The sequence below is a fragment of the Pseudomonas sp. CFBP2511 genome, assembly GCF_030209255.1.
In the GTDB taxonomy this organism is placed as follows: Bacteria; Pseudomonadota; Gammaproteobacteria; order Pseudomonadales; family Pseudomonadaceae; genus Aquipseudomonas; species Aquipseudomonas avellanae.
Map to the genome: position 1 here is coordinate 113,313 of NZ_JARVSI010000003.1, position 17,706 is coordinate 131,018.

At 60.8% G+C, this 17,706-nt stretch carries 17 protein-coding genes; 3 read left to right on the forward strand and 14 right to left on the reverse strand.

The genetic code is table 11. The annotated features are described in order from the left end of the window. Window position 1: 1 nt before the first annotated feature. The 5 genes from QRN38_RS02820 to QRN38_RS02840 form a co-directional block, all read right to left on the reverse strand. The gene (locus tag QRN38_RS02820; RefSeq protein ID WP_005769463.1) at window positions 2-232 is read right to left on the reverse strand and encodes a hypothetical protein; all 231 of its coding nucleotides are present in this window, start codon (window positions 230-232) and stop codon (window positions 2-4) included. A gap of 214 nt (window positions 233-446) precedes the next feature. Then, window positions 447-2,345: a cytochrome c/FTR1 family iron permease gene (locus QRN38_RS02825; RefSeq protein WP_057417670.1), complete on the reverse strand. Its 1,899-nt coding sequence runs from the start codon at window positions 2,343-2,345 to the stop codon at window positions 447-449. Window positions 2,346-2,525: 180 nt separating this feature from the next. Next, a complete protein-coding gene (locus tag QRN38_RS02830; protein WP_007247202.1) occupies window positions 2,526-3,158 on the reverse strand; it encodes a LysE family transporter in 633 nt (210 codons plus the stop codon). 66 nt (window positions 3,159-3,224) lie between these two features. Then, entirely contained in the window at window positions 3,225-3,818 is a 594-nt protein-coding gene (locus tag QRN38_RS02835) for a mechanosensitive ion channel family protein (RefSeq protein ID WP_005769469.1), read from the reverse strand. A gap of 16 nt (window positions 3,819-3,834) precedes the next feature. After that, the gene (locus QRN38_RS02840) at window positions 3,835-5,745 is read right to left on the reverse strand and encodes an ATP-binding cassette domain-containing protein (protein ID WP_046463329.1); all 1,911 of its coding nucleotides are present in this window, start codon (window positions 5,743-5,745) and stop codon (window positions 3,835-3,837) included. A 46-nt stretch (window positions 5,746-5,791) separates the two neighbouring features. On the opposite strand from QRN38_RS02840, the gene QRN38_RS02845 reads away from it, so the two are divergent. Continuing rightward, entirely contained in the window at window positions 5,792-6,280 is a 489-nt protein-coding gene (locus QRN38_RS02845) for a TIGR02444 family protein (RefSeq protein ID WP_005769473.1), read from the forward strand. On the opposite strand, the gene QRN38_RS02850 is transcribed toward QRN38_RS02845, so the two are convergent. Further along, on the reverse strand, window positions 6,277-7,278 hold the full coding sequence (locus QRN38_RS02850; protein ID WP_057419071.1) for an AlgP family protein: 1,002 nt from the start codon (window positions 7,276-7,278) through the stop codon (window positions 6,277-6,279). The genes QRN38_RS02845 and QRN38_RS02850 overlap by 4 nt on opposite strands. Window positions 7,279-7,494: 216 nt before the next feature. On the opposite strand from QRN38_RS02850, the gene QRN38_RS02855 reads away from it, so the two are divergent. Continuing rightward, window positions 7,495-8,169, forward strand: coding sequence for an FKBP-type peptidyl-prolyl cis-trans isomerase (locus tag QRN38_RS02855; RefSeq protein ID WP_005769477.1), 675 nt, complete (start codon window positions 7,495-7,497; stop codon window positions 8,167-8,169). An 84-nt stretch (window positions 8,170-8,253) separates the two neighbouring features. Here QRN38_RS02855 and QRN38_RS02860 read toward each other — a convergent pair whose 3' ends face one another. From QRN38_RS02860 to QRN38_RS02895, 8 genes are all read right to left on the reverse strand, one after another. After that, window positions 8,254-8,727: an Rsd/AlgQ family anti-sigma factor gene (locus QRN38_RS02860; protein WP_005738602.1), complete on the reverse strand. Its 474-nt coding sequence runs from the start codon at window positions 8,725-8,727 to the stop codon at window positions 8,254-8,256. A 174-nt stretch (window positions 8,728-8,901) separates the two neighbouring features. Beyond that, window positions 8,902-9,429: a disulfide bond formation protein B gene (locus QRN38_RS02865; protein ID WP_057416043.1), complete on the reverse strand. Its 528-nt coding sequence runs from the start codon at window positions 9,427-9,429 to the stop codon at window positions 8,902-8,904. 214 nt (window positions 9,430-9,643) lie between these two features. Further along, window positions 9,644-10,888 carry a heme biosynthesis protein HemY gene (locus QRN38_RS02870; protein ID WP_011103004.1) on the reverse strand — a complete coding sequence of 415 codons (1,245 nt, stop codon included), beginning with the start codon at window positions 10,886-10,888 and terminating at the stop codon, window positions 9,644-9,646. Continuing rightward, entirely contained in the window at window positions 10,885-12,006 is a 1,122-nt protein-coding gene (locus QRN38_RS02875) for a uroporphyrinogen-III C-methyltransferase (protein ID WP_057419072.1), read from the reverse strand. The genes QRN38_RS02870 and QRN38_RS02875 overlap by 4 nt, the downstream gene beginning before the upstream one ends. A 50-nt stretch (window positions 12,007-12,056) precedes the next feature. Then, window positions 12,057-12,833 (reverse strand): uroporphyrinogen-III synthase, encoded by a 777-nt coding sequence (locus QRN38_RS02880; RefSeq protein ID WP_011103002.1) that lies wholly within the window; start codon window positions 12,831-12,833, stop codon window positions 12,057-12,059. Further along, window positions 12,830-13,771: a hydroxymethylbilane synthase gene (hemC, locus tag QRN38_RS02885; protein ID WP_011103001.1), complete on the reverse strand. Its 942-nt coding sequence runs from the start codon at window positions 13,769-13,771 to the stop codon at window positions 12,830-12,832. The genes QRN38_RS02880 and hemC overlap by 4 nt, the downstream gene beginning before the upstream one ends. A 222-nt stretch (window positions 13,772-13,993) precedes the next feature. Continuing rightward, window positions 13,994-14,740: a LytR/AlgR family response regulator transcription factor gene (locus tag QRN38_RS02890; RefSeq protein ID WP_007247212.1), complete on the reverse strand. Its 747-nt coding sequence runs from the start codon at window positions 14,738-14,740 to the stop codon at window positions 13,994-13,996. After that, complete coding sequence (locus QRN38_RS02895; protein WP_007247213.1) at window positions 14,737-15,819, reverse strand: sensor histidine kinase; 1,083 nt, start codon at window positions 15,817-15,819, stop codon at window positions 14,737-14,739. Before QRN38_RS02895 ends, QRN38_RS02890 begins: the two co-directional genes overlap by 4 nt. Window positions 15,820-15,953: 134 nt before the next feature. Between QRN38_RS02895 and argH the strand changes: the two genes are divergently transcribed. Then, window positions 15,954-17,348: an argininosuccinate lyase gene (gene argH, locus QRN38_RS02900; protein ID WP_057419073.1), complete on the forward strand. Its 1,395-nt coding sequence runs from the start codon at window positions 15,954-15,956 to the stop codon at window positions 17,346-17,348. The last annotated feature ends 358 nt before the right edge of the window (window positions 17,349-17,706 follow it).

Below are 17,706 nucleotides of genomic sequence, written 5' to 3' on the forward strand. Positions count from 1 at the left end.
ATCACCAATCGGCAAGCTCCCCCACCTTTTTTCTGAACGCCAGCGCCAAGTCATGGAGCACGTCTTCGTCCCTGCCCAATTCGCCTTCTATTATCTTGTATCGCCCGTGAGGGTAGAGTTTTATCAGGGCATGTTCTTGCAGTTCATCTTCCTCGTAAAACTCAATGGCTATTACAGGATGGTTATGTCGCTCAGTATCTTCAGCCCACAACCGAATCTCGTACTTGACCATCACCCACCTCTTTTTCAGGTAAATGCGCCTGTACCCGATAGCCGAGTTGGCGTTTCGCTACACTAGGCTTGAATAAAAAGTGCGTCTACTGACAGAACTGACAGGTGGTTTTTTGTACAGGAAGGAAAAGCATCTAACGATGGCAGAAATAGCGCTGATTAGTGCAGTCTGGACAAGCGGCGGGTGCCGCTTGCCCTTGAGCAGGTGTATAGCTTCAGGCTGATGCCTGCAGCCTGCGTTTCTCTGCCAGCACGCTACGCCCGTAAAGCACGGCAATGGCAGTAAGGGCGATGGCCTGTGCACCGAGCGAGTACAGGTCGGCGTGAATGCCCAGCCAGTCGAACTCGAAGAACGGCACTGGCCGGGTACCGAAGATGCCAGCTTCTTGCAGGGCCTTGACGCCATGCCCGGCGAACACCACCGACAGCGCACACAGCAGTGCAGCGTTGATGCCAAAGAACAGCGACAGCGGCAGTTTCGCCGAGCCGCGCAGAATCACCCACGCCAGACCGACCAGCAGCACAAGTGCCGTGGCGCCGCCCGCCAGCACTGCGTTGTGCCCGGCTGGTCCTGCCTGCAGCCACAGGGTTTCGTAGAACAAAATGACTTCGAACAGCTCGCGATACACCGAGAAGAACGCCAGCACCGCGAATCCGAAACGGCCACCGCCGCCGACCAGGCTGCTTTTGACATAGTCCTGCCAGGCAGCTGCATGGCGACGGTCGTGCATCCACACGCCTAGCCAGAGCACCATCACGCTGGCAAACAACGCGGTGGCCCCTTCCAGCAACTCACGCTGTGCGCCGCTGACGTCAATGACATAAGCCGCCAGTGCCCAGGTCCCGAGACCGGCCAGCAGCGCCAGGCCCCAGCCCACGTTGACGCTGCGCACGGCGGACTGTTGGCCGGTGTTACGCAGGAACGCCAGAATCGCCGCCAGCACCAGAATCGCTTCCAGCCCTTCGCGCAGCAGGATCAACAGGCCTGAGATGTAGCTCAGCGAAAGGCTCAGACCATCGCTGCCCAGCAGGCCTGCCGACTCTTTGAGTTTGGCTTTGGCCACCTCAAGCTTTTGCTCGACCTGTGGTAGCGGCAGGCTGTCCTGCAATGACTGACGGTAAGCCATCAGGCTCTTTTCGGTGTCTTTACGGATGTTGGCATCGACGTTATCCAGCGAGCTTTCGACCAGCTCAAAACCTTCCAGATACGCCGCCACCGACAAATCGTAGGCCTGCTCGCGATCACCCGCTTTGTAGGCCGCCAGGCTCTTGTCCAGCGTTACACCGGTGTAATCGAGCAGTTGCGCCGGGCCGCGCTGCACCTGCGGCGGTTGTGCGCGCTGGGCGCGGAAGGTCGCTGCGGCGTCCGGGCCTTCCGCAGCCTGTACCTCGGCGGGGGTTTGACGGGCCAGGTCTGCCAGGTTGAACGCCTTGGTGGCAGTGGCCACAGGTTGCGCGCTGAAGCTTGCGATATAGGTCGCGATGTCCCAGCGCTGGCGATCATCCAGCTGGTCGGCGAACGCGGGCATATCGGTGCCGGCAATGCCCAGGCCGAGGGCGTTGTAGAGATCGTAAAGACTCAGGCGATCCAGCCGCGCAGTGTCACGCAGGTTCGACGGCGGCGGCTCCAGACCGATACCTGCCGGGCCGTCACCTGCACCGGTGTCGCCATGACAGACCGAGCAATGCTGAGCATACAGAGGCGCGCCACGGGCTGGGTCTGGCGTGATGGCGGGTGCCTGGCTGACCTCATAGGCCACAGCCAGTTTTGCCGCTAGTTGCCGTGCCTGACGCGCAACCTGTGTGCCGTCCTGTTTGCTGCTCACGGCATTTTTCAGCTGCGCAACAGCCTGTTCCAGATCCGCGCGCTCGGCGCGTTGCGGCAGAGCGAGCACAAGGCCTTGTAGCGTGGTCAGGGCTTCAATCTGCTGCTGGTAGTCGGCAGCTTCGACAACCTTGCCGTCCGCCACGCTGGCCGGGTAGTCAGCACCCAGATAATCCAGCAGGTGCAACGCCTGGGCTGCGCCCTCGACAGGGTCGGCCAGCGCGATGCTACTGCACAGCGTCAGTAGCGGCACCAGCAGCCAGACAAGGAAACGAGAACGGAGGGGCATTGCAGAATCTCAACAAGAATGCGATGCGTTGCATTGTTCACTCCGCAGGAGCGCTACTCAAGAGTCGAGATGGATTTTTGTTACTGAATTTTACAATCAGCCCATATGGGTTCCTGAAACAGTGCCTGATGCCCTGTTTCAGGTGATCGGGACACGGGCAAAAGCCGGTGTGCGGCCGATTCAGGCCGTGCCGCGGTGCAACGTCGCGAGAAAACCGGCCGCGCCGACGAACAGGCTGGCAAAGGTGCGGTTCAGGCGACGCTGTTGGCGAGGGGTCTTGAGCGCACGCAACACCTTTGACGCCAGCCCGGTGTAACCCGCCATGACGATCAGATCGACCACGACCATGGTCGCGGCGATGATCACGTACTGCATGAACAGCGGAGCAGTCGGCTCGATGAACTGCGGCAGGATCGCCAGGATGAAGATCAGCGCCTTGGGGTTGCTGATGTTGACCAGAAAACCGCGGAACACCAGCGTCATCGGCTTGCCCACCGGGCGCACGGCGGATTCGTCGGCAAGGTCGGTGGGCGATGCGCGCCACTGTTTGATGCCCAGATAGACCAGATACGCCACGCCGAACCACTTGATCAGCGTGAAGGCCATCTCGGAAGCTGCCAATACCGCGCCAAGCCCGGCCGCGACAATCGCGATCTGCGCCACCAGCGCTATCTGCAGCCCCAAGGCATTCCAGTAGCCGCGCAGGAAACCGTATTGCAGGCCGCAGGACATCGAGGCGATGGCACCCGCGCCAGGAGAGAGGCTGATAATCCAGCAGGCCGCAAAAAAGCCCAGCCACGTTTCAAGTGCCATTGCGCACCTCGCGAAAGTCGAATGTTCGCTAAATTAATGCGTGTTGTTTCGCAAAGCCAATTATTTCTAGTCCTGCTCATCCGCCGGTTTTGCAGCCACCATCTGCGGGAACAGATCACTGCCGCGCCAGCGACGCACCGACTTCTGAAAGAACTGGCTATTGGGCACCTGAACCAGCGCGCCGCCGGCTTCCGGGGTCTCGATCAGGGTGGTGAACATCAGGTTGATGGCGACCACCCTGCCCTTCACGCCGGGCTTGTCCAGCGTATCGACCAGCTCGACCATGTCGCCAATGCGGAACGGGCCGATGGTGAAGATCAGAATGGCGCAAAGCAGGTTCGACAGCACGCTCCACATTGCGAAGAACGCGACAGCCGCGACCGCCACAAAGCCGGACAGCGCAGTCCACAAAACCGTTGCCGAAACACCAAGCCTGCCCAGCACGAAGACGAAAGCGCTGCCCATGATCAGCCAGCGCAAGCCGCCGCGAACCGGCACCAGCAGCTCCGGCGGCAGCGGATAACGTTCGCCCAGCCCGGTCAGAAAGCCGCCCACGACGCGTTGCAACACATAGCCGGCCAGCAGAATCAGCAAAATCTGCACGCCGATCAACAGCGGTTCTATCCAGTAGGCGGATATCGGCAACCCCAGGACTTCCATCAGACTTCTGCCTTGATCACGACAATGCTTCCAGCTCGGCCTGCATAGACTCGAGCAATTCCAGTGCTTGCATCCAGGCGTCTTCCAGCTCGGACTCACGCACTTTCAGTTTCGCCTGCTCGGCCAGCAGATCGCGCAGCTTGTCCTTGTTGGCAGCCTCATAGTTGGTGCTGTCCGCCAGTGCCTCTTCGACCTTGGCGAGTTTTTCATTCACCAGGCCGAGGTCGCGCTCCAGCTTGTCGGCTTCACGCTTGTGCGGGGCCAGTTGCTGGCGCAAGGCCGCTGCCTGCTGACGCTGGGCCTTTTTGTCGGTTTTGTCGGCATTGACCGGCGTGTTGCTGACCGGCGCGTTGCGCAGTCTGTAGTCCGCCAGCCAGCGTGTGTAGTCATCCAGATCGCCGTCGAACTCCTGCACGCGGCCGTCGGCCACCAGCAGGAAGTCGTCGGTGGTGCTCTTGAGCAAGTGCCGATCGTGAGACACCACCAACACCGCACCGCCAAATTCCTGCAGGGCCATGGTCAGCGCCAGACGCATTTCCAGGTCCAGGTGGTTGGTCGGTTCGTCGAGCAGCAGCAGGTTGGGTTTTTCCCAGGCAATCAGTGCCAGCGCCAGGCGGGCTTTTTCACCACCCGAGAAATTCAGCACCGGCTCGTCCAGACGCGCGCCACGGAAGTCGAAGCCGCCGAGGAAGTCGCGCAGGGTCTGCTCACGCTCGGTCGGCGCCAGACGCTGCAAGTGCAGCAATGGGGTGGCCTTGGCGTCCAGTGAGTCGAGCTGATGCTGGGCGAAGTAGCCAACCGTGAGGTTTTCACCACGCACCAGCCGGCCGCTCTGCGGCTCAAGCTCGCCAGCCAGGTTTTTGATCAGTGTCGACTTGCCGGCGCCGTTGGGGCCTAGCAGGCCAATACGTGCGCCCGGCGTCAGTTGCAGCTTGACCTTCTCCAGGACGGTCTTGTCGCCATAACCCAGGCGCGCGTCGGACAGGTCCAGCAGCGGGCTGGAGATCTTGTCGGACTCACGGAAGACGAAGTTGAAGGGCGAGTCAACGTGGGCAGCGGACAGCTCTTCCATGCGCTCCAGCGCCTTTATGCGGCTCTGTGCCTGGCGGGCCTTGGTGGCTTGTGCCTTGAAGCGCGCAATGTACTTCTCCATGTGCGCACGTTGCACTTGCTGCTTCTCGTAGGCCTGTTGCTGCTGGGCCAGACGTTCGGCGCGGGCCCGCTCGAAGGCGCTGTAGCCACCGCGATACAAGGTGATCTTGCGCTGCTCGACGTGAGCGATGTGATCAACCACGGCATCGAGAAAGTCCCGGTCGTGGGAAATCAGCAGCAAGGTGCCGGGGTAACTCTTGAGCCAGTCCTCAAGCCACAGAATGGCGTCGAGGTCCAAGTGGTTGGTGGGCTCATCGAGCAACAGCAGGTCTGAAGGACACATCAACGCCTGCGCCAGGTTCAGGCGCATCCGCCAGCCGCCGGAGAAGCTGCCAACCTGACGCTCCATCTGCTCGTTGGTGAAGCCCAGGCCCGCCAGCAGCTTGCGCGCACGCGCGTCGGCGGTGTAGCCGTCGGCACTGTCGAGCTCCGAATGCAGGCGCGCCTGAGCAGCGCCGTCCTGCGCCGCTTCGGCCTCGGCCAGCGAGCTTTGTACTTCGCGCAGGCGCTCATCGCCGTCCAGCACGTAGTCCACTGCCAGGCGTTCGAGGGTATCGACCTCCTGACGCATGTGCGCGATGCGCCAGTCGGCGGGTAGCAGGCAGTCGCCGGCGTCGGGCGTCAGCTCTGCGCGCAGCAAGGCAAACAGGCTGGATTTCCCGGCGCCATTGGCACCGATCAGGCCGGCTTTATGGCCGGCGTGCAGGGTCAGCTCGGCGTCTTCTAGCAGACGTTGCGGACCACGCTGTAAGGTAAGGCTTTGAAGTCGAATCATAATGGCGGCGGAGTCTACCAGCTTCGTCCTGAACAGGTGGATCACTATGCCTTCAGCGCTCTGGAGTTTCACCCTCGATTTCTACGCCCGACCGGGTGTGGAGCAGGCTTGTCTGACGCTGCAAGCCAACGGGGGCAATGTGTGCATGGTGCTTTGCGGGGTCTGGCTCGGTGCGCGCGAAGTGGCCTGCACCGCACAACGATTAGCACAAATAAGACAATTGGCGACGCCCTGGCACGACGATGTGGTGCGTCCGCTGCGTAATTTACGCAGTGAATGGCGAAATGCGGCACTTGAGGATGTTGCGCTTGGCGGGTTGCGAGCAAAGGTCAAGGCGCTGGAACTGGAGGCCGAGCAGAGTTTGATGGCACGGCTTGAGGGGCTGAGCGCAGATTGGCCCGCTGGCGAGGCAAGGGATGCCGAGGAGTGGCTGATCGGGCTTGTCGATGAACGTGCAGAAGGCTGTGTCGAGGGTCACCGCGATGCGCTGCATGTGCTGCGCATCGCGGTGGGGCGTAGCGACGACCAGCTTTAGGAAGCGCTGGTTGGCGTTGCATTGTCGGCAGATTTTGCCGATGCAGCGGCCGGTGCGGCAGGTGTCGGCTTGGCAGCGGCTGGCGCCGGTGTTGCCGACTTGGCGGCAGCTGGCTTGGCAGCGGGCTTGACGGCAGCAGGTTTGGTCACTGCTTTCACCGGTGCTTTGGCAGGCGCTTTCACAGCAGGCTTGGCGACCGCCGGCTTGGCGGCAGCTGGTTTGGCAGCGCTGCTCGCAGGTGTCTTGGCCGCAGCAGGTGCTTTGGTGACGGCAGGTTTGGCGGCTGGCTTGGCGGCAGTCGATTTGGCTGCAATGGGCCTGGCGGCCGTTGTTTTAGCCGCGACGGGCTTGGCGGCTGCGGCTGACCGTGCTGCTGGCTTGGCTGCGGTTTTTGCCGGGGCCTTGACCACTGCAGGCTTGGCAGCCGGTTTTGCAGCGGCCGCAGGTTTGGCTGCAGCTTTGGCAACCGGCTTGGCAGCGGCTGCTTTCACCGGCGGCTTGGCAGGTGATTTGCTCGGAGCTTTTGCGGGGGCCTTGGCAGCGGGGGCCTTGGCAGCAGGCGCCTTGGTTGCGGCTTTCGGGGCTGCAGGCTTGGCGCTGCGGGTGGTCAGAATCTTGCCGACGGCTTCTTTTACGCGACCGATACCCTGCGCAAGCTTGAGGCTCTCTTGAGCATCACGCTTGAGGTGCAGAATGTAGGTGCGGGTTTCAGTCTGGCGCGATTTGAGCGCATCAAGCAATTCTTCCAGTTCAGCCACGGCATCTTTGGCCTTGGTCTGTGCCTTGGATTTTCCGGCGGTGGCAGCGTCCTGCAATTTGATGCGGGAGTTGTGCAGTTTTTCCTGCGCCTTGCCGCGTTGTTTCTCAAGCTTGGCGAGCAGTTTTTCGGCATCAGCCAAAGCTTGGGAGCAGGCGTCTTCCAGATGTTCTAGCAAGCTGCCCGATAATTGTTGGAGCAAATGCAACGGAGTGTTTACTGGCTTCTTTTTGGCCGACATGACTTACCTCCTGGGTGACGAAATTGCGGCTCATACTAGGCTTCTGCGCGCATCGCCGCTAGGGCATCTTGACACCACCGAAGGGGCGCTGTTGCATACTGTCAAAAATGATTGCTTGATACGATGCGCAGGCATTGTGAAATTCACTTCGCAAGACTCGTCACTGCACGCGCTTGCGCTGGCATAATCGCTGCCTTCCCAGGCCGGAGAGCATTAATGTCGCGCTACTTGTTAACGTCGTTGTTCCTCTTGCTACCCTTGGCTCAAGCCGCCGAAGCACCACCGGATAATGATGCTCATGACCTTGCATACAGTCTGGGCGCCAGTCTTGGCGAGCGCCTGCATCAGGAAGTCCCGGACCTTGATCTGAAGGCGTTGGTCGATGGTTTGAAACAGGCTTATCAGGGCAAGCCGCTTGCGCTCAAACAGGAGCGTATTGACCAGATCCTGCGTGAGCATGATGCAGCGATCGCGCAAGCCGAGACCGCAGGTACCGATGCGCCTACCGAAGCCGCCCTCAAGGCCGAGCGCACGTTCATGGCCGGCGAGAAGGCCAAGCCAGGCGTCAAGGAACTGGCCGATGGCATTCTCATGACCGAGCTGACACCGGGCACCGGCCCCAAGCCTGATGCCAATGGCAGAGTAGAAGTGCGTTATGTCGGTCGTTTGCCGGACGGCAAGATCTTCGATCAGAGCACCCAGCCTCAGTGGTTCAGGCTCGACAGCGTGATCAGTGGCTGGACCAGCGCGTTGCAGAACATGCCGACCGGCGCGAAGTGGCGCCTGGTGATCCCTTCGGATCAAGCCTACGGCGCCGAAGGTGCTGGCGACCTGATCGATCCGTTCACACCGCTGGTGTTCGAGATCGAGCTGATCGCGGTTTCACAGTAAGCGCGCCTCGAGCCGAGTCTCCAGACATGCAAAAGGGTGCAAAAGCACCCTTATGGCAACGCTATGGACATGCACCGCGGGCATTCAGACCTGCGCGGCGACTTCTTCCTTGTGGGAGGTGTGCAGCACTTCAATCAGGCAGTCTTCCAGCTCGAAGCGCTCATGCAGCAACTGCCCCAGCTGGTTGAATTCCTTGGCCACGACCGCAGCGTCCGAGCAATCACCCTTGTCGCAACGATCATTGAACGTCAACGCAAACTTGGTGATGACATCGAGACGGGGATAGATCGTGTCAGCCAGCTCGAGCCCGCGCTCGTCGTTGAATGCCCGGGCTTCGTCACCCAGCTGTTCGTAGACTTCGAAGTGCCCGGCCGATACATAGTCAACCAGAATGCCGCAGAAATTCTGCAGGCCTTCACGGTCAGCTGCCAATGCCTCGGGTGTGTCGCCCAGTGCATCGTAAGCCTCGATCAGTTCGAGACGACTTTGGAGCCAGCGATCAATCAGCTTGTTGACTCCACCCCAGCGTTCCTGAGCATTCTGACAACTTTCCAGCATGGTCTTCTCTCTTCCCTTCAGGGGTATGCGGTCCTGTGCCGTTCTTGCTGGTCAGCAAGAACCTGGCCTGATAGATGCGTCAGGACAGCATATTTCCAGTGACGCGTGCGGCCCAGATTATGCTCGCTCGACAAGGCCATCAAGGTACGCAGGAGATAAAGTTCATACAAGCGTTTAATACTCGCCCTGACTTTTGCCAGCCAGCCAGTGGCTGAATTCGCTCAAGAGGGGGTACAGCGGCAGCAACGCAATGCCTGTAAATGCCAGCAGACTCCACTCAGGCAACGTGATGCCGAACAGCGACCAGGTGATCTCCGCGCAAAGCAGCGCATCGCTGCGCAGGCGGTCGACACAGGTGTCCAGCGACAACAGCCCCATGATGTGTTCCAGCCGGGCAATGAACGGTATCAATTGATCGGCGGAAGCCGTTTGCAGCCAGACCTGAACACCTGCTGCGCCCACTCCGGCGAGGGCGATCAGTAACAGCCCCAGACTGTAACGACGCCACCCGACCTGGCCCGGCGCGTGACACGTTGCCGTCAGCGCCAGCAGGCCACAACCGACAATGGCAGCCCGTTGCAAAAGACAGAGCACGCATGGGTCCAGGGCAAAGGCTTGCTGCAAATAAAGGGCGGTGCTGAAGATCGATGCACATGCCAGAAAGGCCATGAAAAACAGAAAGCGTGTGCGAGCCAGATACATGGCAAATCCGTAACAAAGGACGAGGCGATTACGGTAGAGGAAAGGGTGCGGCGCTTTCAAGGTGGCGGCGTACGGATGCGTCGCTGTTTACCGAGGAAAACAAACACACCGTGGTGTGGTTCTTTTACATATCGGTGTAGGACGATTCTTACGCGCTGATTTTTCGGCTGTCGAAGTAAAACGGAGAGCCCTCGCACAGGGCTCTCCGGCAGATTCAGGCCTTGGTCAGCGCCGGCAAAGGACGAGACAAAAAGCGCTCGTCGAGCAGGCCCAGGCCTTCCTGGAACAGCATATTGCTGCGATCCGTCTCGCCCAGTTGCGCCAGCAGGCGTGCGAGCTCTGCGCAGGTCTCCGGGTTGCGCTCCAGACGCAGGCTGCTCTCCAGGTAATCCCGCGCCTTGCCCCACAGTCTGCCTTGCAGGCAGATGCGGCCCAGGCTCAGCAGCAGGCTTGGGTCAGCAGGATGATGTTTGAGCCAGCCCTCTGCCGTTTGCAGTTGCTTCAACGGGTCACTGCCGCGTACAAGCCCGTAGAGCCGCGCCAGATGGCTGTTGTAATCGCGCTTGAGGGCTGCGCGAAGCACCTCTTCAGCCTGAGCCTCGGCACCCAGGCGACGCAGTTGATCGGCATACGCCAGCACCAGTTGCGGTTCCTGGCGTTGCGCGGAGCTAAGCCCCTGCCAGGCCGCTTCCAGCGAAGGCAGGCCAGTGGGCGCGCCTTCGTGTTCATCGCGGTACGCCGCCAGCGTGAGGTTCTCGCCCCAGGCGCGGCGTTCCAGTTCGGCCAGTTCCTTGGGCGGCAGGACCTTGTCCTTGCGCAGTTCCGGCATCAGGCGGATCAGGTCGGACCAGTCACCACGTTGCTGGTACAGGCGCTGCAACTGACGCAGAACCTGCGGGTTGTGCGGGTGACGCTCGTTCATCGCCTGCAGTGTGACGAGTGCACCGTCGGTGTCGCCACGGTCCTGCTGCAACTGAGCGTGATTCAAGGCGACGGCCAGCTCGGCTTGCGGCTGACGTTCCAGTGCGCGTTCCAGCAGCGCGTCGCAGTCTTCGTAGCGACCTTGCTCATTGGCAGCGCGCGCAGCACCAATGTAGTAGAGCAATGGATGAGCATCGGCCTCGGCTGCGCGTTGCAGATGACGCTGCGCGCTGGACCAACGGCCCTCGGCTAGGTCCATCTGGCCTTGCTCGATAGCGATTTGCACGCGGCGACGGCGGTTACGACGCGACCACGGGTTGACCACACGGCCCGAGGTCGTCAGCAGCGTGATCAGCAGCCTCAGTATGGCGATGACCAGCAGAACTGCGACCAGCAGCGCCAGGGTCGCCCACAGGCTCGATTCATAGCGGAAGTTCTGGTACGCAATCAGCACGTAGCCCGAATGCTCGGCCACAGCGACGCCGATCAGCGCCGCTGCGACGATCGCGATGAAGAACAGCACATAGACGCGCTTCATCGGCTGGTCCCCTGCTGCGCCTCGGCTGGCTGGCCGGCGGCGTGACGGCGTTCAAGGTAGGCTTGCACCGAGCTCAGGGTCGGGGCCAGGTCGGGGGTCTTGACCGATACCGGCTTGCTGGCCAGCGCCTCAAGCCCCTGCCCAAGCACCTTGCTCTGTGGGTCGTCCTGGTTGAAGTTGGCTTTCAGGACGCTTTGCGCTTCGGTGATGGCCTGGTTGTAGACCTGTGGTTCACCGTTGAGCGCCGCCCATTGCGCCTGCTCCAGTGCCAGGCTCAGGGCCAGACGCACTTGTGCCAGACTTTGCCCTGCCAATACCGGGCGGATGTCCTTGTTAGCGTTGAAATCGACACGGAAGTAATGGGAAATCTCGTCCCACCATTGCGACCAGCGGCTTTGCTCGGTGTTGTCGGCAGTCAGCCCCAGAAGCGACTCGCCCTTGTCTTCGTACTCGGGCGCCAGCTTGTTGAGCTGTACGGCCTGCTCACGCAAGGCGCCCAGTTGCAGAAACAGCCCGGTGCGGTCCGGTTGCTCGACACTGCGCAGGGCGGCAAGGCTCTTGGCCAGTTGCTCGCGGGCAGCGAAGGAGCCCGGATCATCCTGCTCACGCAGAATTTCGTCGGCACCCTGCACCAGTGCCTGGGCGCTGTTGATATCTTGCAGCGCCGAAAGACGCAGGCTGGCCAAGCGCAGCAGATGTTCAGCCTCGGCCAGACGCCAGTCCTTGCGGCTGGCACCCAGAACAGTTTCGAGTCGCTGGCTCAGACGCTGCTGATCGCCCTGCAACTGCGCGACCAGACGGCGACTGTCTTCCAGTTGATTGGCTGGCGGCAATTGCGCGAGTCGCGCGCTCAGTTGCTGGTCATTCTGCGCCAGCACCAGCGTCTGCTCGGCGATGTCCTCGACCTGACCGCGCTGCTGCTGGTGTCCGGCTTGCAGCATACGCAGTTGCCAGACGCCCCAGCCCGCGACGGCGATACCGGCGATGCCGAGCAGCAGCGCCAGAAATACCAGACCGCTGCTGCGGTTGCCGGTCCGCTCGACGCGTACCGGTTCAGGCTTGGATGCAGGCGTTTTCAACACCGATTCTTCGTCTTTAGGCAAGGCTGTTTCGCTCACGTATCCCATCCTTTGCATTTTGGCGTAATAGCGTAAACGACAAGTGTCGATCAATACGCTTTGACGGCAGGCTGGGGTTGATCCCGCAACGCTGCCAGCAATGCCGCGGCGCTGGCGCCACGACAATCAATAACGTTCCGGGCGCCCGCTGCCTGCGCAAGGCTGGCAACCCGGGGGCTCGGTACAAACAGCGGCAGACCGGCCAGATCCGGCCATGAATCACCTGCCAACTGAAGCAAATGTTCAAAACCCTGCCCACTGCTGACCACCAGCCCGTTCAAGCGTTCCACCTCTACGCGTTGCAACAGGGTGCCGGGGGCGTGCTGCGGCAGGTAGCGACGGTACAGCGGCAGATAATCGACACCCACCCCCCGTTCGCGTAATTGCTCGGCCAGCAGTTCACGTCCCTCATTGCCGCGCATGATCAGTACGCGACTTCCAGGTACGGCAATCGCCTGTTTAAGGCGTGGATGGTCGAGCAAGGCCTCGCTGTCATCGCCCTGCTCCGGCCAGCTCGCATCGAGTCCGTAATCAAGGAGTATCTGCCCGGTTGCTGACCCCACACTGAACCACGGCTGCATAGGCGGTTGCGGCCACACTTCATCGATCAGTTCGATGGCCAGCCGCGCAGCAGGTTTGCTGACCACGATGACTGCACTGTAATTGAGCAGCTCGAAAATGATCGAACGCTGTGCGGGCGTCAAGGGTAAAGGCTCGGTTTCAAGTAAAGGCAGACTGCTGCTGAAGATTCCGGCATCGGCCAGCACCCTTGCCAGCGCCGCCGATTCTTCGGCGGGACGGGTCAGCAGCAGACGCCAGGCACTCATTCGTTGTTGGCCTCGCCGTAGACGGCCTTGAGGATCTCGGCAGCCCCTTGAGCCAGCAATGCTTCGGCAACCTGCACGCCCAGCGCCTGGGCGGATGTCTGCGGCGCTCGGGCGTCGGCGTGCAGCAACACGCGCCCTGACGGATCGCCGACCAGCCCGCGCAGCCAGACATCATCGCCTTCCAGCACTGCGTAACAGGCGATAGGCACCTGACAGCCACCATTGAGGTGCTTGTTCAGCGAACGTTCGGCAATCACCCGCACAGCGGTGTCTTCATGGTGCAGCGGGGCCAGCAGGGCATGAATTTCGGCATCGACGCTGCGGCACTCGATACCCACAGCCCCCTGGCCACCCGCTGGCAGGCTGTCATCGACGCTGATCGCCGAGGTGATGCGGTCTTCGAAGCCCAGGCGGATCAAGCCGGCAGCGGCAAGAATAATGGCGTTGTATTCGCCTGCGTCCAGCTTGGCCAAACGGGTATTGACGTTGCCACGCAGGAAACGGATCTGCAGGTCAGGACGTCGCGCCAGCAGTTGGGCCTGGCGGCGCAGGCTGGAGGTGCCGACGATGCTTCCCGCCGGCAGTGCGTCCAGGCTCTCAAAGGTATTGGACACGAACGCATCGCGCGGGTCTTCACGCTCGCAGATGCAGAACAGACCCAGCCCCTGGGGGAAGTCCATCGGCACGTCTTTCATCGAGTGCACGGCGATGTCGGCGTTGTCTTCCAGCAACGCCGTTTCCAGCTCTTTGACGAACAGGCCTTTGCCGCCGATTTTCGACAGAGGGGAGTCGAGCAGCTTGTCGCCACGGCTGACCATGGGCACCAGGGTAACGAGCAGGCCGGGGTGAGCCTGTTCGAGGCGAGCTTTTACGTATTCGGCCTGCCAGAGCGCCAGCGCACTTTTGCGCGTGGCAATGCGGATTTCGCGAGAGGACATTGAACAATCCGTACTGAGTAGATGCGCCGGATAATAACAGCTCAGCCGGGGCGGCTTCAGCGCTGTCTGAAAACTTGGTCAGCGCACTGATCCCGATCAGCCCAATCGGCCAGTAGCTGGACGCTGCAACAGCTGTCAAACGACCAACCGGAAAACACACAGACCTGATACGCCTCTCAGTTCTGTGCCTCGGCTTCGCCGACAGGCTCCAGGGGCGGAACCCTAGAGCTGCTGCATCATTTTGCGCACACCCGCTACATGGCGGCGACTGACGATCAGCGCATCGCCATTCAGGCCTCTGAGGAACAGCTCGAAATGCCCCACCGGCGTGCGCTTCATGCTTTCGATTCGCTTTCGGGCTACCAGCGCATTGCGGTGAATACGCACGAACCGGTCGCCGAACTCGTCTTCCAGTGCCTTGAGCGGCTCGTCCAGCAGGACTTCACCACCTTCGTGGCGCAGGGTGACGTACTTGTGATCGGCGATGAAGTAGATCACCTGATCCAACGGAATCAATTCGATACCTTTTCGGGTACGCGCACTGATGTGCGTGCGCGGCCCGGAACCGCTTTCTGCCGCCGGTCGTGTCATCGCCGCCAATTGCACGCGGTTTGGTCGCTCGGCCTTTTTCAACGCTTCGATAAGATGCTCGGCGCGCACAGGCTTGACCAGATAGCCGACCGCGCTGACCTGAAAGGCTTCCAAGGCAAATTCGTCGTGGGCGGTGCAAAAGACCACGGCGGGCGGAGCTTCCCGTTCACACAGTTTGGCAGCTACCTGCAGGCCGTCGATACCCGGCATACGGATATCAAGTAGCACCACGTCAGGCTTGTGCTTTTCGATCAGCGCCAAGGCTTCTTCGCCATTGGAAGCGCTGTCTTCCAGTACTCGATAACCCTCGATTTCATTGACCATGCGGCTCAATCGCTCGCGGGCCAGGGGTTCGTCATCAACGATCAGGACATTCATATAGCTCTGGCTTCCTGCGTGAGTCTCGCACAAGGATAGCGTAGACAGGTGTAGTGACGACCGTCACGGCGCTCCACGCTCAGACTGGCGTGCGGGCCAAAAAGTGCCGCAATACGCGCACCTATATTCGACAGGGCCTGTTGAGTACCGTTGGAAGTCTGCCGATTGGCAACTTCTTCATAGGGATTGCTGACGCTCAATATGAACTCTCCCCCTTTATAGTCCGCTTCGACCGTTACAACGCCTCCGTCAATTCGCGGAGCAATGCCATAAATCAAAGCGTTCTCAAGTAATGGTTGCAAGGTTAGCTGGGGAATCGGCAAGTCATCAGGAATTGCGCTCACCCTCCAGTCCAACTGTAGACGCTCGCCGAGACGATATTGCTCAATCGATAAATATCGTTTTGCCAATGCCAGCTCTTCGCTCCACGTCACCAGGCTGCCGGGCTTGGCCAGACTGGCACGAAACAAGTCGGAAAGATCCAGCACTGCCTGCTCGGCTTTGCCCGGATCGCTGGCGACCAGGCTGGCGATGCTGTTGAGAGTATTGAACAGAAAGTGCGGGCGGATTCGCGCTTGCAACGATTCAATCCTGGCCCGCAGCTCGCCCTGCTGCTGTTTGCGCCACTGACTCTGCAAGTAGAAGTAGCGCAGCATCAGGGCTGACATGATCAGGGCGATGGTCGAGTAACGCAGGTAGCGCTCGACCATCCCGCTGATTGAAATCCGCCCGGTAAGCTGACAAACGTCGGTGACGGCTGTGCAAAGAAGGGTCAGGCCGACGACCAGCAGGCAACTGAGCATGCCGGCCAGCCCCGGCGTCAGGCGCGCCAGCCAGGGTCGCAAGCCGCAGAGCAGCGCTGCGGACAGCAACACGATCCACTGCACGAACAGCGACATCAGCGCCAGACGTACCCAGTCGAAACCGGCACGCATCGGTTCTACCAGCACCAGAATCACCACCAGCAGCTCGGCCAGCACGACAAGCACCAGCAATGCCTGCGGCAGGCACAGTTCGGGGAGAAAAAAATCTTTGCCGGGCGCAGGCCTGGCAGGGGTTTTCACAGGTTCTATTCGCATGCTTGCAGTCTCTGCCCAAGCCTTGTCAGCGGCAAGCCATCCGGAAATAAAAAAGCAGCAACCCTGTTATCATCGCAACCGCCCTTGTGCCAGGTATCGGGCACGCCACTTTCTGTTGAGCAACGAGCGAATCCATGAGCACCGACAAGACCAACCAGTCCTGGGGCGGCCGCTTCAGTGAACCCGTCGACGCGTTTGTCGCGCGTTTCACTGCCTCCGTCACCTTCGATCAACGTCTGTATCGCCACGACATCATGGGCTCCATCGCCCACGCCACCATGCTGGCCAAGGTGGGCGTCCTGACCGACGCCGAGCGCGATACCATCGTTGATGGCCTGAACACCATCCAGGCCGAGATCGAGGCCGGCAACTTCGAATGGCGCGTCGATCTCGAAGACGTGCACATGAACATCGAGGCCCGCCTGACCGATCGTATCGGTATCACCGGCAAGAAGCTGCACACCGGTCGCAGCCGTAACGATCAGGTCGCCACCGATATCCGCCTGTGGCTGCGTGACGAAATCGACCTGATCCTCAGTGAGATCACCCGCCTGCAAAAGGGCCTGCTGGTTCAGGCCGAGCGCGAATCCGACACCATTATGCCCGGCTTCACGCACCTGCAGACCGCACAGCCGGTCACATTTGGTCACCATATGCTGGCCTGGTTTGAAATGCTCAGCCGTGACTACGAGCGTCTGGTGGACTGCCGCAAACGCTTGAACCGCATGCCTTTGGGCAGCGCTGCGCTGGCAGGCACCACCTACCCGATCGACCGCGAGCTGACCTGCAAACTGCTGGGTTTCGACGTGGTGGGCGGCAACTCGCTGGACGGCGTTTCGGACCGTGACTTCGCCATTGAATTCTGCTCGGCTGCGTCCATCGCGATGATGCACTTGTCGCGCTTTTCCGAAGAACTGGTGCTCTGGACCAGTGCGCAGTTCCAGTTCATCGATCTGCCGGATCGCTTCTGTACCGGCAGCTCGATCATGCCGCAGAAGAAAAACCCTGACGTGCCTGAGCTGGTGCGTGGCAAGAGTGGCCGCGTATTCGGCGCGCTGATGGGCCTGCTGACCCTGATGAAAGGCCAGCCGCTGGCTTACAACAAGGACAATCAGGAAGACAAGGAGCCCCTGTTCGACGCTGCCGACACCCTGCGTGATTCGCTGCGTGCGTTTGCCGACATGATCCCGGCAATCAAACCCAGGCACGCCATCATGCGCGAAGCGGCGCTGCGCGGGTTCTCGACCGCTACCGATCTGGCTGACTATCTGGTTCGCCGTGGCCTGCCGTTCCGTGACTGCCACGAAATTGTTGGCCATGCCGTGAAATATGGCGTCGAAACCGGCAAGGACCTGGCTGAAATGAGCCTGGAAGAGTTGCGTCAATTCAGTAACCAGATCGAGCAGGACGTGTTCGCCGTGCTGACCCTGGAAGGCTCGGTCAACGCCCGTAACCATGTCGGCGGCACCGCACCTGAACAAGTCCGCGCCGCCGCAGCTCGTGGCCAGGAGCTGCTGGCCGGGCGTTGAATGCAACCAAGGCTTTCCTGGAGCCTGAGGAACGACAACTCAACGATCGTGCGACGCTCCGCGTCGCATGCCGTTCCGGGCGCTCTGCGTCCGCTCTTGAGTATGCGGCGCAGCGCAGATTTGTGACGCAGAGCGTCACCCACGGCATTCCTACGCTGGAGCGTGAGGAACGATAACCCCAACTGTCGTGCCGAAGTTTTTCAACGATCGTGCGACGCTCTGCGTCGCATGCCGTTCCGGGCGCTCTGCGTCCGGTCTTGAGTATGCGGCGCAGCGCAGATTTGTGACGCAGAGCGTCACCCGCAGCATTCCTACGCTGGAGCGTGAGGAACGATAACCCCAACTGTCGTGCCGAAGT